Origin of the sequence: Klebsiella sp. 141251, assembly GCF_050600725.1 — a bacterium.
GTDB lineage: Bacteria > Pseudomonadota > Gammaproteobacteria > Enterobacterales > Enterobacteriaceae > Klebsiella > Klebsiella aerogenes.
Map to the genome: position 1 here is coordinate 246,155 of NZ_JAQIRG010000001.1, position 17,419 is coordinate 263,573.

Annotated in this window: 17 protein-coding genes; 7 read left to right on the forward strand and 10 right to left on the reverse strand. The window is 53.8% G+C overall.

Annotated features, from left to right (window positions below):
• Positions 1-17: 17 nt before the first annotated feature.
• The gene (locus tag PGR09_RS01190) at positions 18-1,577 is read right to left on the reverse strand and encodes an EAL domain-containing protein (RefSeq protein WP_045393551.1); all 1,560 of its coding nucleotides are present in this window, start codon (positions 1,575-1,577) and stop codon (positions 18-20) included.
• Positions 1,578-1,797: 220 nt separating this feature from the next.
• Here PGR09_RS01190 and PGR09_RS01195 point away from each other — a divergent pair, with 220 nt between their 5' ends.
• Together PGR09_RS01195 and ykgO are read left to right on the forward strand one after the other, a co-directional pair.
• Entirely contained in the window at positions 1,798-2,058 is a 261-nt protein-coding gene (locus PGR09_RS01195; protein WP_015367923.1) for a type B 50S ribosomal protein L31, read from the forward strand.
• Positions 2,059-2,060: 2 nt separating this feature from the next.
• Positions 2,061-2,201 (forward strand): type B 50S ribosomal protein L36, encoded by a 141-nt coding sequence (gene ykgO / locus PGR09_RS01200; RefSeq protein WP_003859006.1) that lies wholly within the window; start codon positions 2,061-2,063, stop codon positions 2,199-2,201.
• On the opposite strand, the gene PGR09_RS01205 is transcribed toward ykgO, so the two are convergent.
• Entirely contained in the window at positions 2,198-2,908 is a 711-nt protein-coding gene (locus tag PGR09_RS01205; RefSeq protein ID WP_213797359.1) for a GNAT family N-acetyltransferase, read from the reverse strand. The two genes, ykgO and PGR09_RS01205, sit on opposite strands and share 4 nt — an antisense overlap.
• 102 nt (positions 2,909-3,010) lie before the next feature.
• Here PGR09_RS01205 and PGR09_RS01210 point away from each other — a divergent pair, with 102 nt between their 5' ends.
• Positions 3,011-4,465, forward strand: coding sequence for a PLP-dependent aminotransferase family protein (locus PGR09_RS01210; RefSeq protein WP_315712723.1), 1,455 nt, complete (start codon positions 3,011-3,013; stop codon positions 4,463-4,465).
• Here the strand turns inward: PGR09_RS01210 and PGR09_RS01215 are convergent.
• The 6 genes from PGR09_RS01215 to acrA form a co-directional block, all read right to left on the reverse strand.
• A complete protein-coding gene (locus PGR09_RS01215; protein ID WP_047047056.1) occupies positions 4,440-4,904 on the reverse strand; it encodes a YlaC family protein in 465 nt (154 codons plus the stop codon). The two genes, PGR09_RS01210 and PGR09_RS01215, sit on opposite strands and share 26 nt — an antisense overlap.
• Before the next feature lie 128 nt (positions 4,905-5,032).
• Positions 5,033-5,593, reverse strand: a complete 561-nt coding sequence (maa, locus tag PGR09_RS01220; RefSeq protein WP_047068100.1) for a maltose O-acetyltransferase — start codon at positions 5,591-5,593, stop codon at positions 5,033-5,035.
• Positions 5,594-5,724: 131 nt separating this feature from the next.
• Entirely contained in the window at positions 5,725-5,943 is a 219-nt protein-coding gene (locus PGR09_RS01225) for an HHA domain-containing protein (RefSeq protein ID WP_015367918.1), read from the reverse strand.
• Between the two features lie 26 nt (positions 5,944-5,969).
• A complete protein-coding gene (gene tomB / locus PGR09_RS01230) occupies positions 5,970-6,344 on the reverse strand; it encodes an Hha toxicity modulator TomB (RefSeq protein WP_045393536.1) in 375 nt (124 codons plus the stop codon).
• A 461-nt stretch (positions 6,345-6,805) separates the two neighbouring features.
• Positions 6,806-9,952: a multidrug efflux RND transporter permease subunit AcrB gene (acrB, locus tag PGR09_RS01235; protein ID WP_047047062.1), complete on the reverse strand. Its 3,147-nt coding sequence runs from the start codon at positions 9,950-9,952 to the stop codon at positions 6,806-6,808.
• Between the two features lie 22 nt (positions 9,953-9,974).
• Entirely contained in the window at positions 9,975-11,174 is a 1,200-nt protein-coding gene (acrA, locus tag PGR09_RS01240; protein ID WP_045393531.1) for a multidrug efflux RND transporter periplasmic adaptor subunit AcrA, read from the reverse strand.
• Between the two features lie 141 nt (positions 11,175-11,315).
• On the opposite strand from acrA, the gene acrR reads away from it, so the two are divergent.
• Both acrR and mscK read left to right on the forward strand, forming a co-directional pair.
• Positions 11,316-11,966 carry a multidrug efflux transporter transcriptional repressor AcrR gene (gene acrR / locus PGR09_RS01245; RefSeq protein ID WP_045393528.1) on the forward strand — a complete coding sequence of 217 codons (651 nt, stop codon included), beginning with the start codon at positions 11,316-11,318 and terminating at the stop codon, positions 11,964-11,966.
• Positions 11,967-12,095: 129 nt separating this feature from the next.
• Complete coding sequence (gene mscK, locus PGR09_RS01250) at positions 12,096-15,440, forward strand: mechanosensitive channel MscK (protein ID WP_045393525.1); 3,345 nt, start codon at positions 12,096-12,098, stop codon at positions 15,438-15,440.
• A gap of 37 nt (positions 15,441-15,477) precedes the next feature.
• Here the strand turns inward: mscK and rsmS are convergent, their stop codons facing one another.
• Together rsmS and priC are read right to left on the reverse strand one after the other, a co-directional pair.
• Positions 15,478-15,651 (reverse strand): pleiotropic regulatory protein RsmS, encoded by a 174-nt coding sequence (gene rsmS, locus PGR09_RS01255; RefSeq protein WP_015704613.1) that lies wholly within the window; start codon positions 15,649-15,651, stop codon positions 15,478-15,480.
• Between the two features lie 12 nt (positions 15,652-15,663).
• Complete coding sequence (gene priC / locus PGR09_RS01260; RefSeq protein ID WP_213797363.1) at positions 15,664-16,191, reverse strand: primosomal replication protein N''; 528 nt, start codon at positions 16,189-16,191, stop codon at positions 15,664-15,666.
• A 69-nt stretch (positions 16,192-16,260) separates the two neighbouring features.
• Between priC and PGR09_RS01265 the strand changes: the two genes are divergently transcribed.
• Positions 16,261-16,638, forward strand: a complete 378-nt coding sequence (locus PGR09_RS01265; protein WP_015704615.1) for a DUF454 family protein — start codon at positions 16,261-16,263, stop codon at positions 16,636-16,638.
• A 150-nt stretch (positions 16,639-16,788) separates the two neighbouring features.
• A complete protein-coding gene (apt, locus tag PGR09_RS01270) occupies positions 16,789-17,340 on the forward strand; it encodes an adenine phosphoribosyltransferase (protein WP_015367908.1) in 552 nt (183 codons plus the stop codon).
• Positions 17,341-17,419: the final 79 nt, after the last annotated feature.

The window sequence follows — 17,419 nt, forward strand, 5'->3', positions numbered from 1 at the left end:
GCGCGCCGCACATGATATTAATGCGCTTTAATATTATTTTCCGCCCACTGAATAAATTCCTCTTTCGGCAGCGCCTTACAGTACAGCCAGCCTTGCGCGTAATTGACGCCATGCGCGCGCAGCCAGTCGCGCTGAGCGGGGGTTTCCACCCCTTCGGCGACGATCGCCAGATTCAGCGCCTTCGCCATGTCAATGATATGTGGCGTGAGAGGTTTATATTCCAGCGTATCGACAAATGACTTATCGATCTTCAGCGTATCCACATCCAGCGTCTGCAGGTAGCTGAGGCTGGAATAACCGGTGCCGAAATCATCAATCGAGATCCGGTGTCCCGCCTGGCGATAGCCAATAATCACCGGCAGGGTGGTTTGCGGATCGACAAAGCCGCGTTCGGTAAGCTCAAGGGGGATCTGTTCCGCGTTGATTCCCCAGCGCGCCAGCTGCTCCTTGAGTAGTTTGGGTAGCGTGGGTGAGCGCAGGTCATCTACCGACAGATTAATAGAAATGTGCATCTGCGGATGATGGCGCAGCCAGGGACCGAGATCGGAAAAGATTTTACGCACGATATCCTCGGTCAACCGGGTGATAAGCCCGGTTTGCTCGGCTAGCGGGATGAAAATATCCGGTGATAAAAAGGTCCCATCCGGCTGCTGCCAGCGGGCCAGCGCTTCGGCGCCGGCGATTTTACCATCCTCCAGCGAGACGATCGGCTGATAGTAAACCTGGATGGCATCGGATTGCAGCGCATCCAGCATGCCATAACGCGGCGAGCGTAATCTGCGCAGCAGGCGCAGAAGTAAAAAAGAGGTCAACAGGCTGGTAAAGAGCCCAATCGGCAGCCATAGCAGCAGCTGCTGGCGAAGGCGCGCATCCAGTGGCTGCGTGGACGACCAACTGGCGACGCCAAGACCCAGTTCAGGGATGATATGCACGCGATAGACGGTGTCATTCAGCGTCAGCGTCTCGCTATGGAGGTTTTTAATTCGCGTCCAAACCGCGGGATCGATCGGTTGGCTACTGATCACCACCTGATCGTGCTCGGTACCGAATAATATCGTGTGGATCTTTTCCTGACCGGTGGCGATAACATCAATAAACGACACCGGGTCGATCATCACAATATGATTTTTATTGCCGAAAGCGGTCATGCGATGCTGCAGGCCGAGGTCATTGATCGAGGTAAGCCAGGTGCTGTAACCGTCGGCAGTCACGTGGTCGGGGGGCGGAAACGTGACTGAGACCTGGTGATCCTCAAGCGATGAGCACATCGGCACCGAATTACGCAGCCAGAGAACTTCCTGCACATAGCGATGGGTGTAGGCAATGCGGCGCATATTCAACAGATGTTCTGGTGAACAGGCGGTGGCGCTGTGCGCATCGGCTTCTTGTAATGCTTCTTTGGCCTGAGCGGCGACCTGTTCCACGCGCATCACAATGCGTTTTGAGTAGTGGTCGAGCTCGCTATAAAACTGCGCCTGCGCCTGACGCATTGCCAGCCAGATACTTAAGGCGATGGGCAGCACGATCGCGAGAATAAGTACCCCTGTAACCAGACTCATTAAATGGCGAGTCGTCATGGGTATGTCCTTATTTTAACGGGGAATTGCTCTGAGTATACGCGAAAGCGAAAAAAAGACCCGGATCGCGAATGCCGCGATTTGGGAGAAGGGGGGCAAATCATCGCCTCCTGAGACATCGCGTGGTTCTTGCTGAAACCGTTAATTTCCTGTGGTTGATCTTTGGCGTTCAACGGTGTACCTTAATTGTTATGTTATAACATATTAATTGAGGTTCGCTATGAAAGCTAATATTCATCCGCACTACCGTACCGTCGTTTTCCACGATACGAGCGTGAACGAGTACTTCAAAGTGGGATCCACTATTAAAACCGAGCGTGAGATTGAACTGGATGGCGTGACCTATCCGTATGTCACCTTAGATGTTTCGTCTAAATCCCATCCGTATTACACCGGTAAGCAGAAAACGCATGCCACCGAAGGTAGCGCCGCTCGTTTCCGTCAGCGCTTCGGTGGTTTTATTGATGCCAAAAGGAGCTAAATATGCAGGTACTGAACTCATTGCGTAGCGCTAAACAGCGCCACCCGGATTGCCAGATAGTGAAACGCAAAGGGCGGCTGTACGTTATCTGCAAAAGCAATCCGCGTTTTAAAGCGGTGCAGGGACGTAAAAAACGGCGTTAATTCGTAGGCTTGCGGAAGCTCTCCAGCGTGAGATATTGCTGGCCGTTGGCATCAAAATTACCAGCGGCCAGCCACTGGCGCATCGCGCTATCCACCTGCGGCCACTCGCTATCGATAATGGAAAACCAGTCGGTATCGCGATTGTGGCCTTTTATCACCAGCGCTTGTCGAAAGCGCCCCTCGAACTGAAAGCCTAAGCGCAGCGCCGCGCGCCGCGATGGTTCATTCAGGCTATTGCATTTCCACTCATAGCGACGGTAGCCGAGCGACTCAAAGACATAACGCATCAGCAACCACTGTGCCTCGGTGGCCATCGCTTTGCGGCTCAGCAGCGGCGAAAAGTGAACATGGCCGACTTCAACGACGCCGTTTTTGGCGTCAATACGCATTAGCGCTAACGATCCGACCGGCTGCCCACTCTGTTCATCAATTACCGCGAAGTGAAGCGGGTCGTTAAGCTCGCTGATGCTGGCAATCCAGGCGCTGAACTCGGCAACGCTGTTTTCCGGTTCACGCAAAAGCCAGGTCCAGGCGCGGGTATCAGGCGCCTGTCTATAGGCGTTGAACAGCGCTTGCGCGTGTTTAACGGCAAGCGGTTCCAGGCGGCATGACTGTCCTTGTAAGGTCTGGCGCTGCGGCCATGGGCGTGGCTGCCAGTCAGGTAAAGCGTCGCCAACGAGTTGGTTAAATTGGTTGTATTGCGTCATCAGTCAAGTCCTGTTTGCGGGAAGAGTCCTGAGATTAAACGTCTGCTGGTTCCATAAAAAGTGCCATCCGGGTATCTTTTCATGGTGCCACGAGGAGCAATGATGAATATACCGGACGATGCTTTTTTTGCCTTGCTGACGCGCGGGATACAGCTGCGGGGAGACGCGACGCTACAGCGCGCGCTGTATCAGACGCTGCGCGAGGCCATTTTACAGGGCGAATTACTTAGCCATAGCCGGTTGCCGGGCGCCCGCGTTATTGCTCAACGTGCTGGCGTATCGCGCAATACCGTAAACAGCGCCCTGGAGCAGCTGGCGATAGAGGGATATCTGAACCGCAGTCGTCAGGGGACGTATGTCGCGGCGCTCAATATGCTGGCTGAAAGCGAGCCGACGCCGCCAACGTTTGTTTTACCTGAGCGCTTGCGCACGCTACCGCAGCCGGGTCGACGGGATTCTCCGGCACTGTTGTTGACTACCGGAATGCCCGCGGTGAACTACTTCCCGCTGGCTATCTGGCGTCGTTTGCTCGATCGGGTACTGCGCGAGAACAGCAGTACGATTCTTGGGTATGGGGAGGCGGCCGGTGAACCAGCGCTGCGCGAGGCGATTGCCCGTCATCTGACCTTATCCCGGGGCATACGCTGCACAGCGCGGCAAATTGTGATTACTGAAGGCGCGCTGGAGGGGGTTAATCTTTGCACGCATCTGCTGAGCGAGGCGGGGGATACCGCCTGGGTCGAAGAACCCGGTTATTTCGGCGCCAAAAGCGTGTTTATTAAAGCCGGATTGCAAATAAAAGGGATTGCGGTTGATAGCGATGGCATGCGGCCAGATATCGCGGACGAGCCGCCGCCACGGCTTATTTTTACCTCACCTTCGCACCAGTACCCGAGCGGGGCGGTGATGAGCGCCGGCCGCCGTCTGGCGTTGCTGGAGTATGCCCGCCAGCATAACGTATGGATTATTGAAGACGACTATGACAGCGAGTTTCGCTACAGCGGCGAACCCATTCAGGCGATGCTCGGCATGGTGACGCAGGCGCCGGTGGTTTATCTTGGCACCTTCAGTAAAACGCTTTTCCCGTCACTGAGAATAGGATTTGCGGTAATGCCTCCTGCGCTGGCCGAGGCGGCGCAGGAGGCGATCGGCGCGCTGTTGCGCGGCGGCCATCGACTGGAACAGCGCGCGCTGGCGCTGTTCATCGAAGAGGGGCATTATGCGCGCCATCTGGCTTCAATGCGCCGATTGTATCGTCGGCGTCAGCAGCTGTTACGCGAGGCGGTCGCAAGCGAATTCGAGCTGGCGAATGAGATTTGGGGCGGAGAGGGCGGGCTGCATTTAACCGTCGCCATTGATGGCATCGACGATGTGCAAATTGTCGAGCAGGCGCGACGGTATCAAATGGCGCCAGCGGCGCTAAGCCGCTTTTATCTTAACCCACAGACCGCGCGTAGCGGCCTGGTATTGGGTTACGGTAATACGTCCGCGGCGCATTTCGTCGCGTCGCTGCGGACGTTGAACCGGCTAATCAGGCAGCAACGCGGGTCAGGGTGAAGACATCGTAGAACGAGAGTTCCCCTTTGGTGGCGATCATTTTCTGCAACTGGGCTTTCTGTTCATGGCCGACCTGCGGCGATTGCAGAATGCCGTCAATTAGCTGCTCAGGCACGAAGCGGGTGTTATACCATTCACCGTTATAACAGACGCGAAAATCGAGCACGTCGATATCTTCATAACGGTAGCGCGGGTAGACATCGAAGAAGAAGAAGCCATTCAACAGGACAAACAGGACGACCAGTAGCCATACGGAATCAACCAGCGTCTCAGAGCGCAGCATGACGACGAGCGTGGCCAAAAAGGCGGCGTACATGGCGACAAATAGCCACGGGTGATTGCGAATAAAACTGATACTAAAACGCGGGCGATTATCGCGTTTTTCTTTTTCGTTCAGTTCCTCAATGGTGTTGGTTAGCAGGCGCTGTATTTCTGTCATTTTAGTCCCCGAATTCTTCGTAGAGCCCGGCATTTCAGGCTCTACGGCTCAGTTTGGCGGTTATTTTATGTTGCCGGAGACTGGGGTTAAAGTAACAGATCAGTTACAGAAAAGCATAACAGTTACTATTATTCGGTTAATAGCAGCTTGATGATTTGTGCAGGATTACCGCCGACTACCGCATTGGCCGGCACATCTTTTACCACCACGGCACCGGATGCGATGACCGCGTTGTCACCGATGGTGACGCCGGGGTTGATGACCGCCCGGCCGCCAATCCATACGTTATTGCCGATAACCACCGGTTTTCCATACTCGATACCGCTATTACGTTCCGTCGGATCGAGCGGATGGGTCGCAGTATAGATGTGAACGCCCGGCGCCAGCATACAGTTATCACCAATCCGAATCGGGCAAACATCAAGCATTACGCAGTCAAAGTTAGCGTAAAAATTGGCGCCGAGGCTGATGTTATAGCCATAATCGCAGCGGAAAGTGGGCTCGATATACGCGTCGGTGGGCTTGCCAAATAGTTCGCTCAGCAGTGCCGCACGCGATTCGCGTTCATCCGGAGCAGAGTGGTTATAGCGGTGCAGTACCTGCCTTGCATACAGGCGGTCTGCTTTTAGCGTTGCGTCTCCAGCAAGGTAAGGTTCGCCGGCGATCATTTTCCTTTTTTCTTCGCTCATGGTCTTCTCCTGGTTAAAGAAGAAACAGTATAAAGCGAAACCGGTTTCATATGCAGCAATATGGGACTCAGGCGTTTAATATCCCGAGTGATCCCTGTTGACGCGCCGTGGTATTAATGACAGAAAATGAACTAGCGGATAAATTTCCATACTGAAGTTGGGATTTTGTCGTATAGCTTATTCATGGTCAATTCAGCAAGACGATGATCGGCTGCTGAGTAAAATACAGCCAATTCATTGTCGGAAAGTTCATATTTATTCTTTTCAATTACGCGCTCCAGCGTATCAATTGTCTGACAGCGGCGTAAACGCATCAAATAGTCTGTTTTAGTTAATGGTTTACCAGACATCATTTCACCTTTTGAATGTAATAATTCTAACAAGAAAGACTTACCGGGTTCTCCCGGCTGGCGTTCACAAAGCACCGGAATAAGCGATTGCCGGATTTACGCCATTTTTGGAGATCGCTTGTGTTTATGCCATAGCTACTGAACAGCATAAAAGTGTCATCCAGGTATTCGTCAAGCTGAGAAATCAGCTTATTATCCTCAGCATACTTAATTTTATAATTAAGCGCGTAAGTTGCTATGTGCTCGATCAATTCATTTAATTGAAGATTCACCGCCGAAGTGGGATCGTTAACCCAGCCGCGGTTGCTCTCTTCCAGGTTTGCAAGGCAGTCATGATACAGGGTTTCGCAGAGAAATCTAAGCTGCGCGATATCATGTCTTTTTGGCGAGTACTCGTCCATAACACATCCCCTTGTAAGTGGTTTAAACGACGACTAACAAACACCGTTGTGGGATGAAGACCAGGCTCAAACATTGTAATCCTGTGATTTAACTATAATCCAGTCTCAAAAACATTTCACCGTGCTATTACGAAAAATTACAATAAATACGGTTAATTTATCTTAAAAAAACAGATCCTATTATACGAATTCCTTTTATGTTTGGCGAAACTGGAACGTCAGCCTTATATATCATCAGGTTATCTGATTGACGCCTGCCTGCAGCGAAAAGGTTGTTGGTAATTAAGAATATTCTGAATGAAGCCTGATGGTGAAGCCAATAACGGAAATCTTAATAAAGATAGAACAACGTTCATCAATGTATATTATATGTCAGAACGTAAAATAAACAATAACAATGTGTGCGTTTAAAAACCCCTAAAGAAAAAGGGCCGCAAATGCGGCCCTTAGCTTAAGCAAGATTAATGATGCTCAACCGGATGGTTATGCTCAATATCTTCAGTTTTCTTACTGAAGCGGCGACGAACCACCACGAAGAATACCGGCACGAAGAAGATGGCCAGAACCGTCGCGGTCACCATCCCGCCCATTACGCCAGTACCGACGGCGTTCTGCGCGCCGGAACCTGCGCCGGAGCTGATAACCAGCGGCATTACCCCAAGGATAAACGCCAGAGAGGTCATCAGGATTGGACGCAGACGCATACGTACTGCTTCCAGCGTCGCTTCAATCAGGCCTTTGCCTTCTTTTTCCATCAGGTCTTTGGCGAATTCAACGATAAGTATCGCGTTCTTCGCCGACAGACCGATGGTCGTCAGCAGGCCGACCTGGAAGTAAACGTCGTTAGTCAGCCCGCGGAAGGTTGCCGCTAACAGCGCGCCGACAACACCCAACGGTACCACCAGCATGACGGAGAACGGAATCGACCAGCTTTCGTACAACGCCGCCAGACACAGGAAGACGACGATAAGCGAAATGGCGTACAGCGCTGGGGCCTGGTTGCCGGACAGGCGTTCCTGATAGGACATACCGGTCCAGTCGTAGCCGACGCCAGAAGGCAGTTTGCTTGCCAACTGTTCCATCATCGCCATCGCTTCACCCGTACTGCGTCCCGGAGCGGCCTGACCGAGAATTTCCATTGATGGCAGACCGTTGTAACGCTCCAGACGCGGTGAACCATATTCCCAATGGGAAGTGGAGAAGGCGGAGAACGGCACCATCTGACCATCGCTGCCGCGTACATACCAGTTGCCGATGTCTTCTGGCAGCATACGGTATTTCGCTTCAGACATGACGTACACTTTCTTCACGCGACCGCGGTCGATGAAGTCGTTGACGTAGCTGCCGCCCCAGGCCGCGCCAAGGGTAGTGTTGATGTCGCTAATTGAAACGCCAAGCGCCTGCGCTTTTTCCTGATCGATATCGATCTTGAACTGCGGCGTATCTTCCAGGCCGTTAGGACGCACGCCAACCAGAAGGTCAGGATGCTGAGCGACCATACCAAACAGCTGGTTACGCGCCTGAGTTAATTTCTCATGCCCTAAACCACCCTGATCGATGAGCTGGAAGTCAAAGCCGGTAGCGGTACCCAGTTCGACGATCGCCGGCAGGTTAAAGGCGAAGACCATCGCATCTTTAATCTGCGAGAAACGGGCCATCGCGCGACCGGTAATCGCTTCAACTTTGTTTTCTGAACCCGGGCGTTGGCTCCAGTCTTTTAACGACACGAAGGCGATACCGGTGTTCTGACCGCGACCCGCAAAACCAAAGCCGTTAACCGCGAACACCGATTCAACGTTGTTCTTCTCTTTGGTCAGGTAGTAGTCAGTCATCTCATCAAGGACTTTCTGCGTACGTTCCTGACTCGCGCCCGCCGGAAGCTGCGCCATACTCAGGAATACGCCCTGGTCTTCATCCGGCAAGAAGGAGCTTGGCAGACGAACGAACAGGTAAGCCATACCGATGACGATAATCAGATACAGCACCAGGTAACGACCGGTACTACGCAGAATGTTGCCTACGCTGTCGGTGTAGTGGTGCGTGCTCTTATCGAACATGCGGTTAAACCAGCCAAAGAAGCCTTTGTGCTCGCCATGGCCGCCTTTCTGAATCGGTTTCAGCATGGTGGCGCACAGCGCTGGCGTCAGAATCAGGGCCACCAGTACCGACAGCGCCATCGCGGACACGATAGTAATCGAGAACTGGCGATAAATCGCGCCGGTTGAACCGCCGAAGAAGGCCATCGGGATAAATACCGCAGACAGCACCATCGCAATACCGACCAACGCGCCCTGAATCTGACCCATTGACTTACGGGTCGCTTCTTTCGGCGGCAATCCTTCCTCCGCCATCACGCGCTCGACGTTTTCTACCACCACGATGGCGTCATCCACCAGCAAGCCGATGGCGAGCACCATCCCGAACATCGTTAGGGTGTTTATCGAGAAGCCAAATACCGCCAGGATGGCGAATGTCCCGAGCAATACCACCGGTACCGCGATGGTCGGGATCAACGTGGCGCGGAAGTTCTGCAGGAACAGATACATGACCAGGAACACCAGGATGATCGCTTCCACCAGCGTTTTTACCACTTCATGAATAGAGATCTTCACGAACGGGGTAGTATCGTACGGGTAGACGATTTTCAGGCCTGACGGGAAGTACGGTTCCATCTTTGCCAGCTCGGCGCGGATGGCGTTGGCGGTATCCAGGGCGTTAGCGCCGGTCGCCAGTTTAATCCCCAGACCGGAAGCCGGTTGGCCGTTGAACTTCGCGATGATGTCGTAGTTTTCGCCGCCGAGCTCAACTTTCGCCACATCGCGCAGACGAACCTGTGAACCATCCTGATTGACTTTCAGCAGGATTTTGCTGAATTCATCTGCGGAGGTTAAACGAGTCTGGGCGATGATCGAGGCGTTCAACTGCTGGCCTTTCACCGGCGGCGTACCGCCTAACTGGCCCGCCGCGACCTGGGCGTTCTGCGCTTTAATAGCGTTGATGACATCTACCGGAGTCAACTGGAAGTTGTTCAGCTTCGTGGGGTCCATCCAGATACGCATCGCGTACTGGGAACCGAACAGCTGAACGTCGCCGACGCCGGAGGTACGGCTGATGGCATCCTTCATATTGGCGCCCACGTAGTCGGAAATATCCTCCTGCGTCATGGTGCCGTTAGTGTTGATAACCCCGACAACCATCAGGAAGCTACTGGAGGATTTCTCCACGCTCACGCCCTGTTGTTGTACTTCCTGCGGCAGCAGCGGCATCGCCAGTTGCAGCTTGTTCTGCACCTGTACCTGGGCGATGTCTGCGTCAGTACCGGACTGGAAGGTCAGGGTGATCTGCACCGTACCGGTGGAGTCACTGTTTGAGGACATGTACATCAGGTTATCGATACCGTTCATGTTCTGTTCGATAACCTGTGTCACGGTATCCTGCACCGTTTTCGCATCAGCCCCCGGGTAGGTGGCCGAGATCGTCACTGCTGGCGGCGCAATCGTTGGATATTGCGCCACGGGGAGTTTCATAATCGAAAGCCCCCCGGCCAACATGATGATTATGGCGATCACCCATGCAAATATGGGGCGATCGATAAAGAAATTAGGCATGTCTTAACGGCTCCTGTTTAAGTTAAGACTTGGTTTGTTCAGACTGAGCGTTCGCGTTGCCGGCGGTTTGCTGTTGGTTGTCTGAAGCTACTTCCTGCGCTTTTACCTGTACGCCTGGTTTGACTTTTTGCAGGCCAGCGACGATCACGCGATCGCCGGATTTCAGACCTTCGGTCACTAACCACTTGTCGCCGATAGCTTGAGTCGCGGTGACCTGGCGAACTTCAACTTTGTCGCCTTCGCCAACCACCATCACGCTGGCATCGCCGCGCGGGGTACGGGTAACGCCCTGTTGCGGAACCAGCAGCGCATCCGGGTTAATACCTTCTTCCAGGCGTGCGCGGACGAACATCCCTGGCAGCAGGGTGTGGTCCGGGTTCGGGAAGATCGCGCGCAGCGTGATAGAACCGGTGGTCTGGTCAACGGTGACATCAGAGAATTCCAGCGTGCCGTCTTGCGGGTATTTCAGACCGTCGTTGGTCACCAGTTCGACTTTCGCTTTGCCGTTTTCTTGCTTCAGTTTACCGTTCGCCAGTTCCTGTTTCAGACGCAGGAAATCGTTGCTCGATTGGGTAACGTCAACATAAATAGGATCTAACTGTTGAACGGTCGCCAGCGCGGTAGCTTGCCCGTTTTGCACCAGCGCGCCCTCGGTGACCGCGGATTTACCAATGCGGCCGCTGATTGGCGAAGTCACTTTGGTATAAGCCAGGTTGATGCGCGCGGTTTCAACCGCGGCTTTTGCCGCGACGACGGCGGCGTTGCTTTGCTGAGCGTCGGCAACGGCGGTGTCGTAGTCTTGTTGACTGATGTATTTCGTGCCAAGCAGTTTCTGATAACGTTTGACCGTCAACTGAGCGATGTTTGCGGCGGCCTGGGCTTTCGCTAAGTCGCCTTTGGCGCTTTCATAGCTGGCCTGATAGGTTGCCGGATCGATCTGATAAAGAGACACCCCCGCCTGAATATCGCTGCCTTCAACGAAGTTACGTTTCAGAATAATGCCACTTACCTGAGGACGGACTTCTGCGACACGATAAGCATTGGTACGGCCAGGAAGTTCAGTGGTGATTTGTAGAGGTGCGGATTTGAGCGTGACAATGCCAACTTCCGGCATTTGCTGGGCTCCTTGTTGAGCCGGTTTATCGTCACATCCTGTTAGCGCTAAGCTGCCTGAGAGCATCAGAACGACCGCCAGAGGCGTTAACCCTCTGTTTTTGTTCATATGTAAACCTCGAGTGTCCAATTTCAAATTTTCAGTGGCTCAAACGTCCACAAACCCACTTCAGTCTTTCTATTATGGTCATGCTATGGTACATACATTCATAAATGTATGTAAACGCAACCTCTGTAAAGTCATCAACCTATGGCACGAAAAACCAAACAACAGGCACTTGAAACCCGGCAACTGATTCTTGACGTTGCCCTGCGTTTGTTTTCGCAGCAAGGCGTATCATCTACCTCGTTGGCCGCGATTGCAAAAGCTGCCGGAGTGACCAGGGGCGCGATTTACTGGCATTTCAAAAACAAATCCGATCTGTTTAATGAAATATGGAGTCTTTCGGACGCCAGCATTAGCGATCTCGAAGTTGAGTATCGGGCAAAATTCCCTAACGATCCACTGTCAGTTGTTCGCGAAATACTGGTCTATATCCTCGAAGCGACGGTAGTAGAGGAGCGTAGACGCCTGATGATGGAAATCATCTTCCATAAATGCGAATTTGTCGGAGAAATGGCCGTTGTCCAACAAGCACAGCGCAGTTTATGGCTTGAAAGCTACGATCGTATTGAGCAAACATTAAAAGAGTGTATCACTGCTCAACAATTACCTGCGAATTTACTCACTCGCCGTGCGGCAATTCTGATGCGTAGTTATCTTTCCGGATTAATGGAGAATTGGCTTTTCGCGCCTGAGACCTTTAATCTTCATGCGGAAGCTCGCGCTTATGTAGACACGCTCATTGAGATGTATCAAACCTGTCCATCGTTGCGTAGCCCGTCTGCAATTGTGGCCTGACGACCAGGAGTAAATAAAGGTAAATTTTACTTATCTCTGCCGCTATTCGCGCGCGGGGAGAAGTGCTATTCTGCGCGCTGCGACGACCCCCGGTATTCTCCGGCATTTGCAACCATTCATGTTAATACTATGCAGCATACAAATCGTTGGCCTCATGCTATTTCCACCATTGTCTTTGCACTGGTCCTTATAGTTGGCACTCTGAGCTTCAGCCAGGTTCAGGCTGCAGATTTACCTGACCGTTCTGACATTCAAAGCCAGCTCACTACGTTAAATAAGCAAAAAGAACTCACGCCGCAGGAAAAATTAGTTCAGCAGGACCTGACCCAGACTTTAGAAACGCTCGATAAGATTGAACGTATAAAGTCTGAAACTGTGCAACTGCGTCAGCAGGTTGAACAGGCGCCGGCGAAAATGCGTCAGGCGGTAGACAGCCTGAATGCGCTGAGCGACGTTCCTGATGATGAAGTCACCCGTAAAACCCTGAGCACATTGTCGCTGCGACAGCTAGAGTCGCGCGTGTCGCAGGCGCTCGACGACCTGCAAAGCGCGCAGAACGATCTGGCGACCTACAACAGCCAGTTGGTCTCGCTGCAGACGCAGCCGGAACGCGTGCAGAACGCGATGTATTCCGCCTCTCAGCAATTACAGCAAATTCGTAACCGTCTCAACGGCACCGCGCCGGGCGAAGAGACGCTGCGCCCGACGCAGCAGGGGCTGTTGCTGGCGCAGCAGGCGTTGCTGAACGCGGAAATCGAACAGCAGCGTAAGAGCCTGGAAGGCAATACCGTCCTGCAGGATACGCTGCAGAAACAGCGCGACTACGTCACCGCCCATAGCAACCGGCTGGAACATCAGCTGCAACTGTTGCAGGAAGCGGTGAACAGCAAGCGACTGACGCTCACCGAGAAAACCGCTCAGGAAGCGGTCTCGCCGGAGGAGACCTCTCGGATCCAAAATAACCCGCTGGTCAAGCAGGAGCTTGAAGTTAACCACCAGCTCAGCGAAAAGCTGATTCAGGCGACGGAAAACGGCAACCAGCTGGTGCAGCGTAATATCAGAGTGAAAAACTGGCTCGACCGCGCGCTGCAGTCCGAACGCGATATCAAAGAGCAGATTTCCGTATTGAAAGGCAGCCTGCTGCTGTCGCGTATCCTCTATCAGCAGCAGCAAACGTTGCCATCAGCAGACGAGCTGCAGGATATGACCAACCGCATTGCCGATCTGCGCCTGGAGCAGTTTGAGGTTAACCAGCAGCGCGATGCGTTATTCCAGAGCGATGCCTTTGTGGCAAAGCTGGAAGAAGGCCATAGCAGCGAAGTCACGCCGGAAGTTCACGACGCCCTGTTGGAAGTGGTGGACATGCGCCGTGAATTGCTCGACCAGTTTAACAAACAGCTGGGGAACCAGTTGATGATGGCCATCAACCTGCAGATTAACCAGCAGCAGTTGATGAGCGTTTCCAGCAATCTGAAATCGATCTTGACCCAGCAGATTTTCTGGGTGAACAGCAATAAGCCGATGGATTGGGAGTGGATTAAATCCTTCCCGGAAGCGCTGAAAGGCCAGTTCAAATCGATGAAAATCACCGTCAACTGGGAAAAAGCCTGGCCGGCGGTGTTTATCGCATTCCTTGCCGGGCTGCCGCTGCTACTGATTGCCGGTCTGATCCGCTGGCGCCTGCAGTGGCTGCGCGATTACCAGGCGAAGCTGGCCTCTCAGGTAGGTCAGTTACGCAACGATACCCAGCTCAACACGCCAAAAGCGATCCTGATTGATTTGATCAGAGCGCTGCCGGTGGTGCTGCTCATCCTCGCCGTCGGGCTTATCCTGCTGACCATGCAGCTGAATGTCAGCAACCTGCTGTGGGCTTACAGTAAGAAACTGGCAATGTTCTGGCTGGTGTTCGGCCTGTGCTGGAAGGTACTGGAAAAAGATGGCGTGGCGGTGAAGCATTTCAATATGCCCGCGCAGCTGACCAGCCACTGGCGGCGGCAGATCGTCCGCGTCAGCCTGGCGCTGCTGCCGCTGAATTTCTGGTCGGTCGTCTCTGAGCTCTCTCCGCTTAATTTGATGGACGACGTACTGGGGCAGTTCGTTATTTTCGTCAACCTGCTGCTGATTGCGGTGCTGGTGTGGCCGATGTGCCGCGAAAGCTGGCGTGACAAAGAGTCGCATAGCCTGCGCCTGCTAACGGTGACCGTGCTGTCGATTGTGCCCGTCGCGCTGATGGTCCTCACGGCGACCGGTTACTTCTATACCACGCTGCGTCTGGCTGGCCGCTGGATTGAGACCGTCTATCTGGTGATGATGTGGAACCTGCTGTACCAGACCGTGCTGCGCGGCCTGAGCGTGGCGGCGCGACGTATTGCCTGGCGCCGGGCGCTGGCGCGTCGCCAGCATCTGGTGAAAGAAGGGGCGGAGGGCGCCGAACCGCAGGAAGAGCCGACGATCGCGCTCGAACAGGTTAACCAGCAAACGCTACGTATCACCATGCTGGTGATGGTGGCGCTGTTCGCGGTGATGTTCTGGGCGATTTGGTCCGATCTGATTACCGTGTTCGCCTATCTCGACAGCATTACGCTCTGGCACTACAACGGTACCGAGGCCGGAGCCAGCGTGGTGAAAAGCGTGACCATGGGCAGCCTGTTGTTTGCGATTGTCGCCTCGATGGTCGCCTGGGCGCTGATTCGCAACTTGCCGGGCCTGCTGGAAGTGCTGGTGCTGTCGCGTCTTAATATGCGCCAGGGCGCCTCCTATGCCATAACGACGATCCTTAACTACGCGATTATCGCCATCGGCGCGATGACGGTATTCGGCTCGTTAGGCGTATCGTGGGATAAACTGCAGTGGCTGGCCGCAGCGCTGTCGGTTGGTTTAGGTTTCGGCTTACAGGAGATCTTCGGTAACTTCGTTTCCGGTCTGATCATTCTCTTCGAACGCCCGGTGCGTATCGGCGATACGGTGACTATCGGCACCTTCTCCGGCACCGTCAGTAAGATCCGCATTCGCGCGACGACCATCACCGACTTCGATCGCAAAGAGGTGATCATTCCGAACAAGGCCTTCGTGACCGAACGGCTGATCAACTGGTCGCTCTCCGATACCATCACCCGCGTGGTGATCCGCCTGGGTGTGGCCTACGGATCCGATCTCGATAAAGTGAAAGAGGTGCTGCTGCAGGCGGCGCATGAACATCCGAAAGTGATGCAGGAACCGGCGCCGTCGGTCTTCTTTACCACCTTCGGCGCCAGCACGCTGGATCATGAACTGCGCCTCTACGTGCGTGAACTGCGCGATCGCAGCTACGCGGTGGACGAATTGAACCGTTCGATCGATCGCCTGTGCCGTGAAAACAATATCGATATTGCCTTCAACCAGCTGGAAGTTCATCTGCGTAACGAGAAGGGAGATGAAGTGACGGAAGTGAAGCGCGATAATAAAGGGGATGATACGGCGCCAGACGTCGCATAATCGCTAATCGGGGCGGCATATGCCGCCCCGAATCGTTTTATTCTTCTGACAAAGGCGCGTCAGGTTGGGCGTTTTTCAGTTTGTTTTCATAGTCGCGCTTAATAATATCCAACGCTCCCAGCACCGTTTTTGCGCTGACCCGGTTTTCCTCCAGCAACATGATTAAATCGACGGCCAGTTTGACTTCGTCTGGTGCATTTTCCAGCGACATAATCCTCTCCTGTTAGCGCGTTAAACGCGCCAGTACGTTTTCAATATTTTCCAGCGCATCGCGACAGCGGGCCAGGCGCCCGGCATAGGCCTCGACCTCTTTGGTCAGCCGCTGCTGGTCGGCAAGGGTTGTTGCCGACGCCAGCTGACGTTGACGATCGTTGCGCATCGCCAGCAGGCGGCGCTCATACTCCTGGTGCTGCAGGCGGCGGCGTTGCCAGCGGTTTAGCGTCGGCGAGGCGCTATCCCAGTGGCGTAACGACCAGGTCGCCGTCTCGCGGCTAATGGCGGCAATCTGCGCTACCAGCCGTTCGGCAAGCCAGGCGACCTGGGGCAGATGCTGATGTTCGACGGCATGCTGGAGCTCGGTAAAATTATGCCGCGCTTCGTCAAGGTAAGCCTGCATCTGCGTGTCGCGGGTACGGAACAGCTGGCGGTCGAAACGCGGGCTCAGCGTGGCGTGATTGGCGAACGGCGCCACCTGAAGCGCCAGCTCGGCCAGCTGACTTTCCAGCGTTTGTAAAAGCCGGGTTGTTTTCAAATAACTCCTCCATTCCCTACTCAGCAACTGTGCTACAGTAGCGACATCTGCTTGATAACGATTCGCATTATGCCACGTATTATTTTAATCATCATTGGCTGGCTGGCGGTAGTGCTGGGGACGCTGGGCGTCTTCTTACCGCTGTTACCAACAACGCCATTTATTCTACTTGCCGCGTGGTGTTTTGCCCGCTCGTCGCCGCGCTTTCACCACTGGCTACTTTATCGCTCGTGGTTTGGCGGCTATCTTCGCCACTGGCAGCAGTACCGGGCGATGCCGCCGGGGGCCAAGCCGCGAGCCATTATCATGATTTTACTGACCTTTGCCATTTCTCTGTGGCTGGTTAAGCTTATGTGGGTGCGCATCCTGCTACTGGCGATCCTCGCCTGCCTGCTGATATTTATGTGGCGCATTCCGGTGGTTGACGCAAAGCAACAAAAGCACTGATGCGCAATAATGCCTGTTGCAATTGTTGGCGACAGCCAGTAAATTCTGGCGTTTTCGAGCGCGGGTAAGCCTGGTCAAAGGTTAAACAAATGTTTCTTTGGCCCATTTTGCACACCCGTGGGTAACACCGTTTCAATCAGGCATAAACTTATGACCGCAACTGCACAGCAGCTTGAATATCTGAAGAACAGCATCCAAAGCGTCCAGGATTATCCGAAACCGGGCATCCTTTTCCGCGATGTCACCAGCTTGCTGGAAGACCCTAAAGCCTACGCGCTTAGCATTGAACTGCTAACCGAGCGTTATAAAGACGCGGGCATCACCAAAGTGGTGGGGACCGAAGCGCGTGGTTTTCTGTTCGGCGCCCCGGTTGCGTTGGCGCTGGGCGTTGGTTTTGTTCCGGTTCGTAAGCCGCGCAAGTTGCCGCGCGAAACCATCGCCGAAAGCTATGAGCTTGAATATGGCACCGATCAGCTGGAAATCCACGTTGATGCCATTAAAGAAGGCGATAAAGTGCTGGTCGTTGACGACCTGCTGGCGACCGGCGGCACCATTGACGCCACCGTGAAGCTGATTCGTCGCCTGGGCGGCGAAGTTCACGATGCCGCTTTTATTATCAATCTTTTCGATCTGGGCGGCGAACAGCGCCTGGAAAAACTGGGCATCAATTGCTTTAGCCTGGTGCCTTTCCCGGGCCACTAAGCAAATCCCGACACATAGCCTCGCCGATCCGGCGGGGCTGTGATAGCATTACCCCCTCGTGAATTCACCTTCCAGCGTT